The sequence below is a fragment of the Streptomyces sp. NPDC019531 genome, from assembly GCF_044903305.1.
In the GTDB taxonomy this organism is placed as follows: domain Bacteria; phylum Actinomycetota; class Actinomycetes; order Streptomycetales; family Streptomycetaceae; genus Streptomyces.
This window is the reverse complement of the sequence record NZ_JBJDQL010000039.1, coordinates 29,901-49,091: the sequence shown is the minus strand read 5'-3', so window position 1 is coordinate 49,091 and position 19,191 is coordinate 29,901. Positions and strand designations below refer to the sequence as shown.

At 71.9% G+C, this 19,191-nt stretch carries 1 pseudogene (cut by a window edge); it reads left to right on the top strand.

The features are described 5' to 3' along the window. Positions 1–27: 27 nt before the first annotated feature. A pseudogene (locus ACI2L1_RS33850) lies at positions 28–19,191 on the top strand (hypothetical protein) (its annotated part continues 29,900 nt past the right edge of the window); the annotation flags it as partial.

The following is a 19,191-nucleotide window of genomic DNA, read 5'->3' as shown; positions in this document are numbered from 1 at the left end:
ATTTCCGGTGGAGAGGCCTCGTAGCTCATGAGCATCCAGCTGCCACCGGAATTGGGATTCGTCGCCAAGATCGCCGTCGGGGACGAGTTCCCGAGGGGGAACGAGGACAAGCTCGCCGAACTGGGTGCGGTCTGGAACACGGCCGCGGAGGAGATCAACCAGCTCCTCGGTGAGCTCAATTCGTCGACGGCCGCGACGTTCGAGAGCTTGGCCGGGGCTCCGGCGGAGCAGTTCGGGCAGTTCGTCACCGCGCTGGGTTCGACCCTGCCCGTGATGGCGACGTCGGCCGCGCAACTCGGTGTGATGGCCGACAACATCGCGCTGGAGATCGAGTACGCGAAGTACATGATCATCCTGAATCTGGCGTGGATGGCCGCGGAAATCGCGTATCTGACGGCCACGTTGTTCGGGTCGGCGGCGATTCCGGCCGTGGTCACGGCGGGCCGGTTCGCGGTTCAGGCGATCCTGCGGGAACTGTTCATCGCGGTTCTGTCGAACATCGTGATGCAGGTCGGCATGGATGTCGCGGTGCAGGTCATCCAGTTCCTGAAGGGCGACCGCACGCACTGGGACCTGAACAAGACCACGGGCGCGGTGGAGATGGGCGCGCTCGGCGGGGCCCTCGGCGGCGGGCTCGGGCAGATCATGCGTCACCTGGCCCCGAACTTCGCCGACACCTTCCTCGGCAATGTCGCACACGGCGCTCTGACCGGTCTGACCACGACCGCGGCGTCCAACGTCTTCAGCCCCGGACAGGACCTCGGCCTCGGCACGCTGTCCGAGGCCATCGGCGGGGCCGCAGAAGGCGGCGGCCGGCGTGGCGGGCACAGCGTGGGTGACGGGGTGTCGTCGGAGCACATCAGTGTGCCAAAGATCGACATCCCGTCCGTGCCCGACCTGCTGAAGGACGCGAATCCGGGCGAGGGCCAGGCGGGCACTCCCACGGCCCCCACGGCCCTCACCACTCCGACGACCTCCACGGGACCCGAGAGACCCACGACCTCGGCGCCGCCCACGGCCTCCGCAGCACCCACGGCCTCCACGGCCTCCACTGCTTCGGCGACTTCCACGACGCCCACGACATCCACGCGTCCGGGCCAGGTGTCCGACGAGCAGACGGGGCAGGTGCCCGAAGAGAACTCGGGACAGGTTCCCGAGGAGAACTCGACCGGTCAGCGTCCCGGTGAGGAAGAGCTCGATCTGCCGGACGCGCCGAAGCCGTTCGACCCGTCGGAGCTGCCGGACCCGTCGCCCAGCACGCTCGTCACGGATCTTCCCTCCGCTCCGACCGGGACCCTGGCTCCGCTGCGACAGGAGGTGAGCAGCCGCGTCAACGAGCTCAGCAGGATCGCTCGGTCGGCCGGGCTCCCCGAGTCGGAGTGGCGGTCGCGGGCCGACTCGGTGCGCGAGTCGGCCGGTTCGGGCGACTGGGCCGAGACGAGCCGGCGTCTGCAGGATTTCCGGACGACGGTCGAAGACCGGATTCTCGACCAGCGGCTCGCGGACTTCCGCGCCCATGTGGAGACCCAGGTCGAGAGCGGTCTCTCCCGGCTGCGCGATCTGGGCGTCGACGAGGACGCCTGGCGGTCCCAGGTGGACGCCGTGGAGCAGGCGCAGCGGACGGGCAACCCGGTCCTGGTCGACAGCCAACTCAAGGAGTACACCGACTTCGTCGAGCGTCATCTTCCGGTCGAGGTGGCGTCCGAGAACGGCACGCGCTCCTTCGACTCGGGAGTGGAGCAGCTGCGCCGGGAGCTGGCCACGGTCAGCGACCCGGCCGCGCGGGAGGCGCTGCAGCAGGACCTGGCGTGGCACCAGCAGGTCCAGCAGCGCATGGACCGGCTGGCGCAGTCCGACCCCGAGTCCGACGTCATGCGGCGCCGGACGATCGCGCAGGAGGAGTCGGCGCGGTCGCCGGAGGAGGTGGCCCAGGCCCGTCAGACGCTGCAGGAGTTCCAGAGCCAGCGCGACATGCAGCGGCAGCTCGACGACGTACGCCAGGGCACGGCCCAGACCGAGCTGGAGCGGCGGCTGGACGCGCTGCGCGAACGGGCACTGCCCGATGCGCGCGGGCAGGAGCTGCTGCAGCGGCTGCAGGACGCGACCACACCTCAGGAGACCGAGCAGGCGCTGCGCGACCTGGTCGCGCACAACCAACTGACGCAGCAGGAGCGGCAGTTGAACGAGCTGCGGGAAGGGCTGCTGCCCACCGCCGATCCGCAGCGCGAGCAGCTCGTCCAGAACGTGGAGAACGCGCGGACGCCGGAGGAGGGGCGACAGGCGCAGCAGGAGCTCAAGGAGTACACGGATCGTCAGATCGAGGAGCAGCAGCAGTCGTTCACCGAGCGCCTGCACTCGCAGGAGGACGCGCGGGCGCAGTCAGCGGACGAGGATCTGCTGCGTCGGCTCGACGGTCTGAACGCCGGTACGCCGCAGGATGCGCGGGAGGCGGAGCTGCGGCAGCTGCTCGGTGCCGCGACGAGCCCGCAGGAGCGGTCCCAGGTCATCCACGAGCTGGGGGTCCACCAGCAGGGTGTGCTGCAGCAGCGCGTCGATGCCGCGACGACGCCGCAGGAGCGCAGGCAGGCGCTCGACGCGCAGGCGAAGTTCAACAACTGGACGCCGGTGGAACGGCGGATGGCCGAGCTGCGCACGGTGCTGAATCCGGGCGGCGCGCCGGAGGCGGACGCCCACCGGGCGGACCTGCTGCGGCAGGTGGAGAACGCCAGGACGCCGGAGGAGGCGCGCCAGGCCCAGCAGGAGCTCAAGCAGCACACCGACCGTCAGATCGAGGAGCAGACGCGGCACTTGGAGGAACGGCTGCGTCAGCAGGCCTCTGGTGGCGGCCAGGGGTCGGCTGCCGCGGCGGCCAACGCGGACCTCATGCGGCGGTTCGAGGAGTTGCGCGGCGACGGGTCGCACCAGGACCCGCGCGAGGCCGAGCTGATGCGGCGGATGGAGGCGGCCGACAGCCCGCAGGAGGCGCGGACCGCCGAACAGCAGCTCAAGGACCACCTCGCCGACCGGGAGCAGCAGCGCCAGGTCAGCGAGCAGCAGCGATTGGGGCAGGTCCGCACCCACGAGCAGGAAGTCACCCAGCTGCGTGACCAGCTCACCCAGCAGCGCCGGACCGGCGCGCCGGAGGAGGTCGTACAGCAGACGCAGCAGCGGCTGGAGCAGGCGCAGCAGCGCCTGGCCACGGTGCGGACCCCCGACGAGAACACCGCCGCGCTGCGCCACGAACTCCAGCAGGAGATCGAACGGCCGGCGCCCGGGTCGGACCGTCCCGGTGCCGGGTCCGGGTCCGGTCGCGGCGGGGGAACGGGGTCCGGCGGTACGGGTTCCGACTCGGGTTCCGGGAGCCGGCTGGACCGGCTGGTGCAGGAGGGCGTCTCCAGGCAGAGCGAGCAGGAACTCGCACGTACGCAGGAGGAGCAGCAGTTCCTGCGCCAGGAGCCGGGCGAGCAGGCCTCGTTCACCCTGGACGAGCTCGACGACCTGCCCAGCGCCCCCGGCGTCAGGCCCGACGCCCTGCCGACCGCACCGGCCACGCAGCAGGAGCAGCCGTTCGTGCGCCAAGGGTCCGACGAGCAGGCCTCGTTCACCCTGGACGAGCTCGACGGCCTCCCCAGCGCCCCCACCGGCAGGCCCGACACCCAGCCGAGTGCCGACACCGTCCAGCCGGCCGCACCGGCGACCCGACCGGAGCCGTCGACCGCCGTCGGCCGGCCCGATCCGCTGTCGGACATGACGGGCAGCGGTGCCAGGACCGATGTCACGGTCCCGTCAGAGCAGCGCCCCGTCGGGGACGAGCCGCGCGTGCCGCTGTCCGACGAGGCGGCCGGCCGGATCGCCTCCGAGATCGAGGGTCTGCCCAGCGCACCGGTGAGTCCCCTGGTGCGTCCGGGCGATGCGCCCGCGGTCCAGGGGCAGCCGGACACGTCCCGGCAGGCGCAGCCGCACCGTGTCGAGCCCGCCGCGCCTCGCCCCGGGTCCGACGTGACGCAGACCCAGCGTTCCCGTCCGGCGGCCGAAACGGAGTTGCCCGCCGCGCCGACATCCGGTCCGCGCGTCGACCGGGCCACCATGCCGTCGCGGGTCCCGCAGATCGCGGACCGTGAGCGGACCCTCGCGGAGATCGAGCACCAGGACTCCACCCCCACGCCCGCCCACGACACCTCGGCGACGACGCCCGAGCGCCCGGCCGCGCCCACGGATCCGACCACCGCCGGTCGGCCCGAGGAGCAGGTCGCCCCGTCCACGGCCACTCCGGAGCACGACGACGCGGTCGGTGGCCCGTCCTCGGGGGACACCACGCAGACGCCCCGTACGGCGGAGACCTCGGCGCCTTTCGCCGCTGTGCCGAAGCCCATGATCCCGCAGGATCCGGTGACGGCAGCGCCGCAGATCCAGGTCCCGACGCCTCCCGAGCAGCCGACGTTTTCGCATCAGCCTGTGCCGACGGACACGCAGCAGGCGCAGCACGCGGCCCCGACACAGCAGGCACCGGCGCCTGCGCAACAGCCGACAACTGAGTCTCCGGAGCAGTCCGCGACCGCACAGCAGCCGCCGGTGCCGACGCAGGCATCCTCGACGACGTCGGTCCCGACGCAGCAAGCGCAGACGCCTTCGCAGGAGTCGGCGACGCAGACGTCCGCGACCTCGTCGGCTTCCACGCAGTCGCAGGAGAAGTCCAGGCCGGGGCTGACGTCTGCGTCGGTGCCGACGGTGACCCGGTCCGCGCGGAACCCCGAAGCGGAAGCGCAGCCCTCGCCTGCGCCGCGGTCGGTCACGCAGCCGGAGGGGACCGACACGCCGTCCGCGCCGCCGCAGAGTTCCTCCCGGACGCGGCCCGGGGTGGCTGCTCCTGTTTCGGGGCCGGCCGATGGGACTCCGGCCAAGGAGCCGGTGGTGAGGCCGGAGCAGTCGGCGCCGGAGGCGGAAGGCTCCACGGCGGTGCGGTCGCAGGTTCAGGTGCCGCAACCTGACGGGGAGACCAACGGTTCGCCGAGCCGGCAGCAGGTCGACGGGGCGCGCCCCACGACGGAGGCGAAGCAGGTCGGCACAACAGGTCAGCGCGTCCGCGACACCGCCCCCGACCCCTCGCTGCGCCGGTTCGCGGAGCAGCAGTTCGGCAAACTGGCCGAGCCGACGGCACGCCGGCTCTGGGCGGACGCGTCGCGGATCACCGCAGAGCGCAACCCGTTCGGGCTGACGGTCGCCGAGGGCGCTGGGGGCATGCTGGAGCGCGACCCCGAGCAGTACTGGGCGACGATGCGGGTGGCCCAGGTACTGCACGACAACGAGGGCGCGCCGGACCGCATCGCCCGAGCCGTCGCGGCGGCCAGGGACCTGGCCGACGAGCGCGCTGTCGGGTCCGCGCCTGCGGGTCTGCTGGGTGGGGGCGGGGTCATGGCCCGCATGGTCGAAGCCGTTGAGGCTCCCGCCGCCCCGGACGCCATGGATGTCACCGTGCCGCCGACGGACTCCCCTCGGATCTCCCCGGCAGATCTCGACGGCACCAGTGCGTCATCCACCGAGCGGATTCCCGACGTACAGTCAGCGGCGGACCAGGCGGACCAGGCAGATGCCGCCGCGGTGGCACCGATCACCGGTCCGGTCGCGGACGGTTCCCCGGCGCTCGTCGCGAGCCCCGGGTTCCGGACGCTGTACGCGGACGCGGCGTACGCCCCGACGGCCCGGGAGTTCGAGAAGCGGCTCGGCACGTACGCCTCGCAGCAGCCGAGCGCGCGGGCCGTGGCTCAGGAGGGCGTGTCCCGTCTGTTCGACGTGCTCGCTCAGGCGCATCCCGGCCGGAGCGCGGAGGAGATCGCGGCCGTCTTCTTCGCCGACGACGTGACGTCGGCAGGGCGGATCGGTGGGGGCACCGGTCCGTCCGGACTTGACGACCTGTTGCGGCAGGGCCGTGTGCGGGAGTTGATGGCGGCCTTCCACAAGGCGGCCATCGAGAACGAGTCTCCGCTGACGTTGCAGTCGCTGCTGCGCGAGATCGCCGACTCCGGCGACTGGGCGAAGGCGGAACGCCTGGGCCTGGACGTGCGGGCGCTGCGGGAGCAGGCTGCGGGCGATCCAAGCCTGGGCCTGGGCCTGGGCCTGGGCGAGCAGAGCCCCCAGCTGCCGAAGAGCTCTGTCTCGGGCACCGCCGCGCGGGTCGGGAACGCCTTCAGGCTGCTCCAGGGCCCCGGTCTGGACGGGGAGAGCCTGGCACTGGCCCTGATCGGCTGGATGCTTCCGCTGCGGGACCATTCGCTGCACGAGATCCTGGCGGGTCTCCAGACGGCGGACGTGGTGCCGTCACTGGCGGGGAACCCGCTGGACGACGCGGCACGCATGTACCGGTCGGTGCCTGGGTTGTCGCTCGCGGAGGTGCGTCAGCAGGGCGGCGAGCAGGGCATGCTGCCGCACGAGGCCGTCTACTGGTCCAAGTTCAACACCCGGCCCGAGGACGGCGGCTTCACCGGACTCGGCGAGCTGGGGCTCGACCTGATCGAGGAACGCAGGGCTGACTTCGAGCGCCTCGTCGACCAGCCGCTGCCCCCGGAAACCGAGGACGAGTCGTGGACGGAGCGTTGGCTGCGGCAGAACGGGCTGACCGCGCGGCAGGTGCTGGAGCGCCTGACCCCGGCGCACTTCGCCGCCGTCGCGGCCTACACCGCCTCGAACTACCAGCTGATCAATCCCCTGCTCAAGTCCGATGCCGACCAGGCTCGTGCGGCGCTGAGCCGCCAGATCGACTGGCTCGTCGACGAGCACATCCGCTTCGGGAGCCCCCTGCCCGCCGTACTGAACTATCTCCCTGAGATCCGTCGGGTGACCGCGAACCCTCCGGGAAAGGTGCCCGGGGAACGGGCGCGGTATCGCGAGCGGCTCCGTGCGGCGGTCGAGGGGCTGCTCCCGGTCATCGAGCAGCAGATGGCGTCCCATGCCGCGATGCTGGTGGACGCGCTGGATCAGTTGCCGCCCGCGACCGGCGAGGTCTGGCGCGGCACGCGCCTGGTGGGCCACGACAGCTCGGAAATCACCTTCGACAAGTTCGCCAGCTTCACCCGGAACAAGGAGGAGGCAGAAGGCCAGTTCCTGTTCGCCTCGAAGGCTCCGCTGCCGGATTCCCACCGGGTGCTCATCCGCGCCGAGCTGACCGGGAACACGGGACGGGACATCTCGGGCCTCTCCCTGGACATGGACGAACAGGAGGTACTGCTGCTTCCCACTGGGCGTCTGAACATCACGTCCCGTGAGATGCGCGACTTCCGAAAGAAGACGTATGAACTGGTCGAGGCTGTCGAGGAGCTGCCGGAGTTCCCGCTCGGCACGCTGCGGAACGCACTGCAGCGCCTCGCCGGCGCCGGCTCGGTGGTCAAGCGCGCCGATCTGCTGCCGCTGGCCCGGCGGATCGGCGCGGCGGACGGCCTTCAGGTCTGGCGTCTGGGTGAGCTGGCCAGTGAAGTGTACGGGGGGCCGGAGCACCTGACGGTCGAGCGCCTGACGGACGTACGGCGTACGGCGGACCTGGCCCGCGGCGTTCTGCCGATCGGCGCGAACACGCAGATCGTCGTGGCACACCTGGACGCGCTGGTCGGCCGCCTGGACGGCGCCGGGGCGCTCACCTCGGTCGATGAGGCCGCCCGGTCGCGGCTGGTGGAGTTCGTCTCGCAGTTGGAGACGCCGGGACAGCAGGTGACGTACCCCCGGTTGGCCGCCGCGTGGCGGTCGGCGGCGGACGCGCGGAACCGGCAGAGCCGACCCGTGGAGGGCCGCCGCGGCCCCGGCGGTGAGGTGCGGGTGCCGCCGGAGCTCAAGCGGTTCGCCGAGCAGCAGTTCGGCAAGCTGGCCGAGCCGACGGCACGTCAGCTCTGGACCGACGCGTCGCGGATCACCGCGGAGCACTCCCCCTTCCCTGTCACGGTCGCCGAGGGTGCCCGAGGTCTGCTGGAGCGCGATCCCGAGCAGTTCTGGGCGACGATGCGCGTGGCGCGGGTACTGCACCAGAACGCGAGCGCGCCGGACCGGGACGCGCGGGCCGTCGCGGCGGCCGGGGCCCTGGCCGCCCAGCGCGATGCCCGTTCCGCACGCGAGGGCCTGCGCGGTGGGGTCGCCGCCCGTATGGCCGATGCCGCTCAGGCGCGCCCGGCGGAGGAATCCCGGGACGCCGACCTGCCGCAGACGGACTCCCTGCGGGCCTTCCTGGCACGTCTCGACGGCACCGGTACGTCCTCCGCGGCGTCGTCGAGTCAGGCCGGCGCGGAGCAGCAGGCCGTGGCGCCGGTCGCCCATCTGGTGTCGGACGGCACGCCCGACCCCGCCACGGAGCGCGGTCTGCGGGCGCTGTACGCGGATCCGGCGTATGCCGCCATGGCCCGGGAGTTCGAGAAGCGGCTGGGCGCGCACGCGTACCGTCAGCCGAGGGCGCTGGAGGCGGCCCGGCAGGGCGTGGCCCGCCTGTTCGACGTACTCGCCGAGGCGCACCCGGAGCGGAGCCGGCAGGAGGTCGCGCAGGTCTTCTTCGCCGACAACCTGACGTCGGCGGGGCAGATCGGCGCCGACAACGGGCTCGCCCGTCTCGAAGAGCTGCTGGAGCGGGGCAGCGTACGGGAGTTGGCGACCGCCTTCTTCAACGCGGCCCTCGGGAACGACTCGCCGCTGACGTTGAAGTCGCTGCTGCGCGAGATCGCCGACTCGGGCGACTGGGCGAAGGCGGCACACCTGGGTCTGGACATGCAGGCGCTGCGCGACCAGGTGGCCTTCCTGCGGAGCGAGTTGCGCGCCCGGTTGCGTGCCGCGGTCGAGCGGGTCGCGCCGGACCGGGCGCACATGTTCGACGACGACTTCTTCAGTATCGGGAACATGGCGGCGCAGGCGCCGTCGTGGAAGCGGGAGGCCGCGAAGTACTGGGGCGACGAGTACTTCAGGTACCGCGTCGAGCGCCCGGAGACGGACCGGCTGCGCGGGGACCTCGCCGCCACGCCGGGCGAGTGGGCGCGTCTGGGCGTCGGGCTGAGCGAGCGCGAGGTGGCGTTCCTCGCCGCCAACCAGGGCGCTCTTCGGACACTGGGCTTCCGTACCGAGCAGGTGCCGCTGGAGCGGGTGACCTTCGACGAGCAGGGTGCCCCGCTGCTGGACGAGCTGCGTTCGGCTCCCGGTGTGCTGGGCATCGAGGTGCACCACAGCGCTCCGGAGGGCGCCGAGGGCCGGACGGTGACCGGTGTCACCCGGATCGTCGAGGAGCCCGCAACCGTCGAGAAGCCGCGCGCGGGCGACCTGGGTCCGGACGAGCAGGGCCCGGAACTGCCGATGAGCGCCGTCTCGGGCAGAGCATGGTTCGCCATGGACGAGTCGTCCGAGCTGTTCCGCGAGATACAGGGCAGGCGGGGCATGCCGCTGACGGCGGGCGTGTCGGGCAGCGCCGCGTTCATGGGGAACGCCTTCAAGCTGCTGAACGTCCCCGGTCTGGACGCGGACGGCCTGGCGCTGGCCCTGATCGGCTGGATGCTTCCGCTCCAGGACCATTCGCTGTACGAGATCCTGGCGGGTCTGCAGACGGCGGACGTGGTGCCGACGCTGGCGGCGAACCCGCTGGACGACGCGGCGCGCATGTACCGGTCGGTGCCGGGGCTGTCGTCGGCCGAGATCCGGGAGCGGGCCGGCGAGGACGGCATGCTGCCGCACGAGGCCGCCTACTGGTCCAGGCTCTTCGCCCCGGCCGAGGACGGCGGTTTCACCGGGCTCGGCACGTACGGCATCCAGCAGGTTCAGGAACACCGGGTCGAGTTCGAGGGCCTCGTCGACCAGCCGCTGCCCTCGGACCCGGCGGAGGACTCGTGGGCGCAGAACTGGCTGCGGCAGAACGGCTTGACGGCGCGACAGCTGCTGCGGCGCCTGACCCCGGCTCACTTCGCCGCGCTCGCGACGTACACCAACTCGACGTACCAGCTGATCAATCCGCTGCTCAGGCCCGATACCGACGACGCCCGTTCGGCGCTGCGCAAGCAGATCGAATGGCTCGTCGAGGAGCATCTGCGTGATGGAAGCAGGCTGCCGCACGCGCTGAACGACCACCCGGAGTTCGCCGCTCTCACGGCCGTGTATCCCCTGGAACTGACGCCGGAGCAGCTGGGGCTGCATCGTGAGCGGTACCGGGAGGTGATCGACCGGCTGCTCCCCGCCATCGAGCGGGAGATGGCGGCCCATGCCACGATCCTGACGGACGCGCTGCGGCAGTTGCCGCCCGCGACGGGTGAGGTCTGGCGCGGCACTCGCCTGGTGGGCAACGACAGCTCGGAGATCACCTTCGACAAGTTCGCCAGCTTCAGCCGGAGCGACGAGGAGGCCAATCAAGGGTTCCTGTTCCTGCGGAAGGCTCCGCTGCCCGGCTCCCACCGCGTGCTCATCCACGCCGAGCTCTCGGGGAACGCGGGCCGGGACATCTCGGCCTTCTCCGTGAAGGAGGACGAGCAGGAGGTGCTGCTCCTGCCCGGGGCGCGCCTGAACGTCACGTCCCGGGAGAACCGCGAGGAGGGCAGCCTCACCTACGAGGTGGTCGGCGCCGTCGAGGAACAGCCGGAGTTCCCGCCCACCCCGCTCCGGGACGCGCTCCAGCAGCTCGCCGGGACCGGCTCGGTGGTCGGACGCGCCGACCTGTTGCCGCTGGCCCACCAGATCGGCGCGGCCGACGGGCTGCACGTCTGGCAGGTGGGCGGGCTGGCCGCCGAGGTGTACGGGGGGCCGGAGCACCTGACGGTCGAGCGTCTGATGACCGCACGCCGTGCGGCGGACGTGACCCGCGACGTTCTCAACCTCGCCCCGGACACGCTGATCGCCGCAACCCACCTGGACACACTGGTACGCCGTCTGGAGGGCACCGGGGCGATCACACCGGTCGACGAGGACACCCGGTCGCGGTTGGTGGATCTCGCCGGTCGTATTCACCGGCCGGGACGGCGGATCACGTACTCCCGGCTGGCGGCCGCGTGGCGGGCGGCAGCGGCCGCGGAGGACCAGGAGGCCCAGGAGGCCCAGCGCCTGGAGCCCGGTGACCGGTTGGGGGACCTGCCGGACCTCAAGCGCTTCGTGACGGCCCTGGGCAAGCTCGACGAGCGCTCGGCCGACGAGCTGTGGCGCGAGGCGGCCCGGATCACGGCGGAGCACAACCCGTTCCGGCTGACGGTCGACGAGGGCAGCGGTTCACTGCTGGAGCGGGACTCGCGGCAGTTCTGGGCGACCATGCGGGTCGCGCAGGTCCTGCACGAGAACGCGGACGCGGCGGACCGGCTGGACCGGGCGGTCTCGGTGGCCCGCGAGCTGGCCGGGCAACGCGGCGGCCGTGCGGTGCGCGAGGGACTGCTGGGGGGCTCCCCGGACGTCGCGGTCGCGGAGTCCAGTGGTTCGCGCGCAAGTGTGACGGCGTCTCGTGCGGTCGTGCAGCCCGACGGGGCCCAGGTACCCACGGTGCCCGCCGCCGAGGTGTCCGCGCCGTCGGAGACCGTCTCGGCGCCGGGCAGGGAACCCGGCCTCGGAGCGCTGTACGCGGACCCGGGGTACCTGCGGAAGGCGCGGGAGTTCGAGCAGCGGTTGGCCGACTTCGCGTCCGGTCATCGGACGGCGCGGACGGCTGCTCGGCAGAGCCTGAACCGTCTGGTCGAGGTGCTCACCGAGGCCCATCCCGCGCAGCACCGGGAGGAGATCGCGAACGTCCTCCTCGTCGGTGGCCCGCTGTCGGCGGGCCTGTTCCGCAGGAGCACCGCGCGGTCCCGTCTCAGCAGACTGCTGAAGCACGGCAGTGCGCGGGAGTTGATGACGGCTTTCACGAACGGGGTGCTGTTCCACGATTCCCCACTGACGCTGAAGGCGCTGCTGCGCGACATCGCCGCGTCCGGCGACTGGGCGAAGGCCGAGCGGCTGGGCCTCGACGCGCAGGCACTGCGTGAGCGGCGAGCCGTGCTGGAGGGCGCGGAGCTGCCGTCGGGTGTGCTGGCCGGGACGGCCTCCAGGCTCGGGAACGCCTTCAGGCTGCTGAACGTGCCCAAGGCGGACGGGGAAGCCTTCGCGCTGGCGGTGATCGGGCGCATGCTCGCGCTGGGAGACCGCTCGCTCCACGAGGTGCTGGCCGGTCTGCAGGCGACGGAGGTGGCGCCGTCGCTGGCCGGCAACCCGTTGGACGACGCGGCGCTGATCTACCGGTCGATTCCGGGGGTGTCGCTCGCCGAGGTGCGTCGGCGGGTCGGCGAGAAGGGCATGCTGCCGCACGAGGCCCTTTACTGGTCCAAGATCACCACTCCCGTCGGGGAAGGCGGTCTCGCCGAGCCCGGTGCGGAGACTCTTGCCATCGCACAGGCGCGGAGGCAGGCGTTCAAGGACCTCGTCAACGTGCCGGTGAGCGACCTGCCGCCCCTCTTCGCGGCGTTGGAACCGCCTGCCCAGCGCTGGTTGCGCGAGAACCGTGTGACGGCGTCGCAGGTGCTGGAGAAGGTGAGTCCGGCTCACTTCGCCGTCCTGATGACGTACAGCCTCACGGCATCCGCGCTCATCAACACTGTGCTCAAGTTCGGGCCCGCCGAGGTACGGTCAGCGCTGCGCGACCGGGTCAAGCGGCTCTTCGACAGCTACTTCGTCGGCTACAAGCTCAGCCCCGCGCTGACCCACGACCCGGATGTCGCAAGGCTGCTCGCCGCCTACAAGGACAGCAACCCCGAGGCATCCGAGGAAAGGGAGTGGCTGAAACAGGAGATCCACGCCGCGGCCGAGAGGCTGCTGCCCGCGATCGAGCGGGAGATTGCGGTCCACGCCGCGATGCTGCTGGACGCTCTGGGGCAGATACCTCCGGCGTCGGGTGAGGTCTGGCGGGGCAAGCGCTCCGTCGCGGACCTCCACGCGGGGATCGAGCCGATCGACTCCGCCCACTCCGCCGACCCCGGCGGCTCCGAGCTGTCGTTCCCGGCATTCGCCAGCTTCACCCGGGACCCGGGCGTAACGCGTCGCTTCATGGCCCGGGAGAGCGTGGAGGGGGTCCGTCCCGTTCTGGTCCGTGCCGAGCTCGCCGGGGACACGGGCCGGGACATCTCGGCCTTCGCCGGAATTCCGGATGAGCAAGAGGTACTGCTGCTGGCCGGTGCCCGCTTGAAGATCGTCTCCCGCAGGGTGGTGCGGTACCCGTCCGGCGGCGACCACGAAGACTACGAACGGATCGACGCCCGGGAGGTGGCGCCGCCGTCGGCGGAACTCCGGCGGTTCGCCGTGACGTTCGGCAAGCTGGACGAGACTGCCGCCGAGAAACTGTGGCGTACGGCGTCGCGGATCACGGAGGTGTACAACTCCTTTGTCCTGACGGTCGCCGAGGGCGCCGGTTCACTGCTGGAGCGTGACCCGGAGCAGTACTGGGCGACCATGCGCGTCGCCCAGGTGCTGCACGAGAACGCGGGCGCGCCGGACCGGCTCGCCCGGGCGGTCGCGGTGGCACAGGAGCTGGCCATGCGGCGGCGTGTGCCCGCGCTGCGGAAGGGGCTGCTGGGCGGCTCCCCGGACGTCACGGTCGCCGAGTCCAGCGGGGCCGGCGCGACCGCGGAGTCCGACGTACCCATGAGCGAGGCCGCGGCCGTGGCGGACGGTTCGGCGCCGTTCGCCAGGGCCTCCGAGCTGATGAGCGTGCTGTACACGGACCCGGCGTACGTACCGCTGGCTCTGGACTTCGAGGGGCGGCTGGCCACGTACGCGGCCACTCACCCGAGGGCGCTGGAGGCAGTGCAGGTCGAGGTGAACCTCCTCTTCGACGTGCTCTCGGAGGCGCACCCCGACCTGGGCGCGGAGGAGATACTCCAGGTCTTCCGCCCCGACGATCCGATGGCGATGGATCAGGACGAGGAGGACACCTGGCCGGACAACGTCGACGACCTCCTGGAGCTGGGCGTACCGGAGTTGATGGCGGCTCTCCACCAGGCGGCGCTCTCCAGTGATTCCCCGCTGGCGCTGCCGGCGTTGCTGCGCGAGATCGCCGGCTCGGGTGACTGGGCGAAGGCGGAGCGGCTGGGCCTGGACGTCCGGACGCTGCGCGAGGGCGTCACGCCGGTGCCGTTGACCGAGCGCGCCTCGTGGACGGCGGCGCAGCTCGGGAACGTCCTTCGGGTGCTGGACATCTCCGAGGCGGACCCGGAAGGGTTCTCGCTGGCCCTGATCGGGTGGCTGCTTCCGCAGGGGGAGGAGTCCCTCTACGAGGTTCTGGCGGGTCTGCGGGCGGCGGACGTGGTGCCGTCGCCGGCCGGGAACGCGTTGGACGACGCCGCTCGGATGTACCGGTCCATTCCGGCGCTGGAACTCGCCGAGGTGCGCGGGGAGATCGCCGCCGACGGCCTGCTGCCGCACGAGGCCGTCTACTGGTCCAAGATCCAGAACCGCGATTTCGCCGACCCCGCAGAGGATCTGCTGAGCGAAGCCATCGAGCAGCGGGAGAAGTTCGCCGCCCTGGCCGACGAGCCGATGGACGATCTGTCGCCGTCCGACGTGGAGGACGACGAGCCCTCGGTCAAGCGCTGGCTGGTCATGCACGGCGTGGCGCCGCAGAAGCTGCTGGATCAGCTTGCCCTCCCCCATTTCGCCGCCCTGATGGCGTACACCGGCGCGGTTTCCGCGCTGATGAACACCGCGCTCAAGTACGGGCCCGCCGAGCTCCGGCCGGCGCTGCGCAAGCGGGTCAGGCGCATCATCGACGAGCGTGCCGGCAAGTCGCTCTGGGACATCCCGGCCGTCCTGACCTCCGACCCGGTCGCCATGGAGCTCTTCAGGACCTCCGCCACAGAGGATCCGACGCCGCAGGAGGACGCGCGGATCACGGAGCAGCTCTACGCCATCGCCGAGAGGCAGCTGCCCGCCATCGAGCAGGAGATGGCGGCCCACTCCGCGATGCTGCTGGACGCACTGGAGCAGTTGCCGCCCGCGACCGGCGAGGTCTGGCGCGGCAAGCGCTCCGCGGAGGAACTCTTCGCGGGAACCGGCCACGGCGACCCGGCCACCTCCGGCCGCTCCGAGTTCACCTTCCCGGCATTCGCCAGCTTCACCCGCGACGAGGACGTGGCCAGGAAGTTCATGCGCAAGGCCCAGCTGCTCACGGAATCCCCCGTGCTGGTCCGCGTGGAGCTGACGGGGCACTGGGGCCGGGACATCACGCCGTTCTCGACGCACCCGGGCGAGGAGGAGGTGCTGCTGCTTCCCGGAGCCCGGCTGAAGATCGAGTCCCGATCGCTCCACCGCGACGACGAAGGCGACTACGAGCACATCCAGGTCCGGGACGTGGCGCCGCCGTCGGCTGAACTCCGGCGGTTCGCCGTGACGTTCGGCAAGCTGGACGAGCGTAGGGCCGGTGAACTGTGGGCCGAGGCGGCGCGGATCACGGCGGAGCACAACCCGTTCGACCTGACGGTGGCCGAGGGCCACGGGGCGCTGCTGGAGCGTGACTCGGAGCAGTACTGGGCGACGATGCGCGTGGCCCAGGAACTGCACGAGTCCAAGGGGGCGTCGGACGGGGTCGGTCAGGCGCCCGAGGTCGCACGCGAGCTAGCCGGGCAGCGGGATGTCCGTACGGTACGGGACGGGCTCCTGGGCGGCTCCCCGGACGTCACCGCCGCTGAGCCCAGCGGGGCCGACGCGACGCCGGAGTCCGACACGCCCATGCGGGAGGCCGCGGCGGTCCTCGGCGGCTCGGCGGCGTTCGCCGAGACCCCCGGGCTGCTGAGCGTGCTGTACACGGATCCGGCGTATGCGCCGCTGGCACAGGACTTCGAGGAGAGGCTGGCCAAGCACGCCGCCGGTCACCCGAGGGCGCGGGAGACGGCACGGATCAGCGTGCGCCATCTCTTCGGAGTGCTCTCCAAGGCGCGTCCCGACCTGAGCGAGGAGGAGATCCTTGAGGTCTTCCGCCCGGACGGTCCGATGGCGGTGGACCAGGCAGAGGAGAGCGCCTGGCCGACAGGTGTCGACGACCTGCTGGAGCGGGACGTACCGGAGCTGATGGCGGCCTTCCACCGGGCGGCGCTCGCCAGTGACGCCCCGTCGGCCTTTTCGGCCTTGCTGCGCGAGATCATCGGCTCGGGAGACTGGGCGAAGGCTCAGGAGCTGGGCCTGGACGCACAGGCGCTGCGCGAGCGCGCCACGCGTGTGGCGCTGCCCGAGCATGCGTCGCGGACCGCGGCCGAGCTGGGGAGCATCCTCCGAGTACTGAACGTCGCCGACGCGGACGGCGAAGGGTTCGCGCTCGCCCTGATCGCCTGGCTGCTTCCTCAGCAGGAGCACTCGCTCTCCAAGGTCTTGGCGGGCCTGCGGGCGGCGGACGTGGTCGCGTCGCCGGCCGAGGACGCGCTGGAGGACGCCGCGCGGATGTACCGGTCCATTCCGGGACTGAAGCTGGGCGAGGTGCGCGAGCAGGTCGCCGCCGACGGCATGCTGCCGCACGAGGCCGTCTACTGGGCCAAGATCCAGGACGGCAGTTTCGCCGAGCCCGGAACGGAGATGATGCAGCAGGCCGTGGAGCGCAGGAAGGACTTCTCCTGGTTCGTCAACGAGCCCCTGAGCGATCTGGCGATGTTCGACGTGGGCGAGGAGGACCAGCCGTCCGTCGAGCGCTGGTTGCTCACGAACGACATGGAGCCGCAGGAGGTACTGGATCGGCTGACGCTCGCCCATTTCGTCGCCCTGACGGCGTACACCAACACGGCCTCCGCGCTGATGAACACGGTGCTCAAGTTCGGGCCCGGCGAGGTCCGGCCGGCGCTGCGCAAGCGGGTCCGGCGGATCATCGACGAGCGTTGGGGCAAGGCGTTCACGGCCATCACCCCCGCTCTGACCTCCGACCCGGAAGCCGACGAGCTCTTCACCGTCGACGTCAACGACGACGAGGACGAGGTTCTGACGGAGGAGGAGAAAGCACGGCACACGCAGGAGCTCTACGCCATCGCCGAGCGGCTGCTGCCCGCCATCGAGCACGAGATGACGGCCCACTCCGCGATGGTGCTGGACGCACTGGAGCAGTTGCCGCCCGCGACCGGTGAGGTCTGGCGCGGCAAGCGCTCCGCGAGGGAACTCTTCGAGGGGACCGGCCATGGCGACCCGGCCGACTCCGGCCGCTCCGAGTTCTCCTTCCCGGCGTTCGCCAGCTTCAGCCGTGCCGAGAACGAAGCCAAGGAGTTCATGCGGGAGAACCTCCTGCCCGCGGAAAATCCCGTGCTGGTTCGCATGGAGCTCACCGGGCACTGGGGCCGGGACATCACGGCGTTCTCGGCGAACCGGCACGAGGACGAGGTACTGCTGCTTCCCGGAGCCCGGCTGAAGATCGGGTCCCGATCGCTCGTCGCCGACGAGGAAGGCGATTACGAGCGGATCGAGGTCCGGGAGGTGGCGCCTCCGTCGGCGGAGCTCCAGCGGTTCGCGGTGACATTCGGCAAGCTCGACGAGCGTGCCGCCGAGGAGTTGTGGCGTGCGGCGGCGCGGATCACGACGGAGCACAACCCGTTCGACCTGACGGTGGCCGAGGGCGCCGGTTCGCTGCGGGAGCGGGACCCGGAGCAGTACTGGGCGACGATGCGTGTGGCCCAGGAGCTGCACGAGGCCAAGGGGGCGTCGGACCGGGTCGGTCGGGCCGTCACCGTGGCCCGGGCCCTGGCCGAGGAGCGGGGCGTGGACGCCGCGCGGCGACCGGGGCTGCGGGGCGGCGCCATGGACACGTCGGCCTCGTCGTCCCGTGCGGTACCGGAGGCGGCGCCCGCCCAGCCCGCGGGGACGCGCCTCCGCCCGACGCGGCTGGAGCCCATCGCCGAGTACGAGGACATCGCGCTGCCCGGCACCGATCACGTCATCCGGGTCGACGCGGAGTCTGGACGGCTGCTGTCCGAGGTGTCCGACGTACGGGTCGAGCAGACTGCGGACGGCGGGCTGGTGGTGCACGCCGACGGCCTGGCGGACGGCCCGGTGACCTGGCACTACGACGCCGACCGGGTGCTGGAGTCGATGGAACGGCCGCTGTCCGTGTACCGGGGCAGTCCGCTCGCCGGCCGGCGGGTACGGCTCCACTTCGCACCGGACGGCGCCCTGCGCGCGGCCCGGCTCGTACCGCACGGCGACGTCGAAGTGGTGCGCGGCGGCTTCCGGGTGACCGATCCGGACACCGGGGTCGCGTACCACTTCGACCGCGCGGCCCGCCAGATACGGACTCCGCAGCCGGTCACCCGGCACATCCGCTTCGACGGCGGCTCGCACCGACTGTCCGCCGACGCCCGGCGAGTCGTCGACGCACTCGCCGCGAGCACGGCCCAGGAGGGGGTGGCGGCATTCGAGCGGGGACGTGCGCTGCCCGTCGTGTCGATCAGCGGTCACGGCAACGGCACCGTGCTCGGACGGCCCCACTACGGCCGGGCCATCCGGCGGGGCGAGGAGCGGGCGGAGGCGGTGGCCGAGGTCTTCACCGAGCGCCTGCGTGAGCACCTGAGGGCGGCGGGAGCTCCGCCCGAGCTGCACGCCGCCGACTTCCTCGGCGGCGTCACGTCACGCGGCCGCGAATACCCGCCCGGCACCAGCCCCGCCGACGGCCCGGCCGCCCTCCGCCGAGCCGTCATCACCATCAGCCACCCGAGCCGGACCCTGGCCGACCTCTTGGCGACCTCACCCGAGCGGGAGGCAGCGCGGCCGGCCGTAGATGTGATGGTTCCCGAGGACACGGGGGCGCCGGAGCCGGGGCCTGCGGCCGGGGACATGACGGTCCCTCAGGAGTCGCGTGCGGCGGAGGAGTCGCGTACCACCGAGGAGGTGCGTACCGCCGAGGAGGTGCGTACCGCCGAGGAGGTGCGTACCGCCGAGGAGGTGCGTCCCTCGGAGCAGCCTTCCGCCACCGCTGAGGAGGTTCGGGCCGCGGAGGGGGTGAGCGCTCCCGAGTCGGCGCGTACACCGGAGGACGTACGCGACTCGGAGCAGCCTCCCGCCGTCGAAGAGGCGCCCGCCACGGAGGGTGCCCGTGCCCTCGACGAGGCGCGGGCGGCCGAAGACGACGTGCGCGCCGCAAGCGACACGACGGCGTTGGCGGAGGCCTCCGCTCCGGTCGGGACCCTCGCGCCGAAGCGGGCCCGCTCAGACGAGACCGCCGCGTCGGACGAACTCCGCGAGCCGAAGCGGGCCCGCACGACGGAAGAAGTCCCGGTC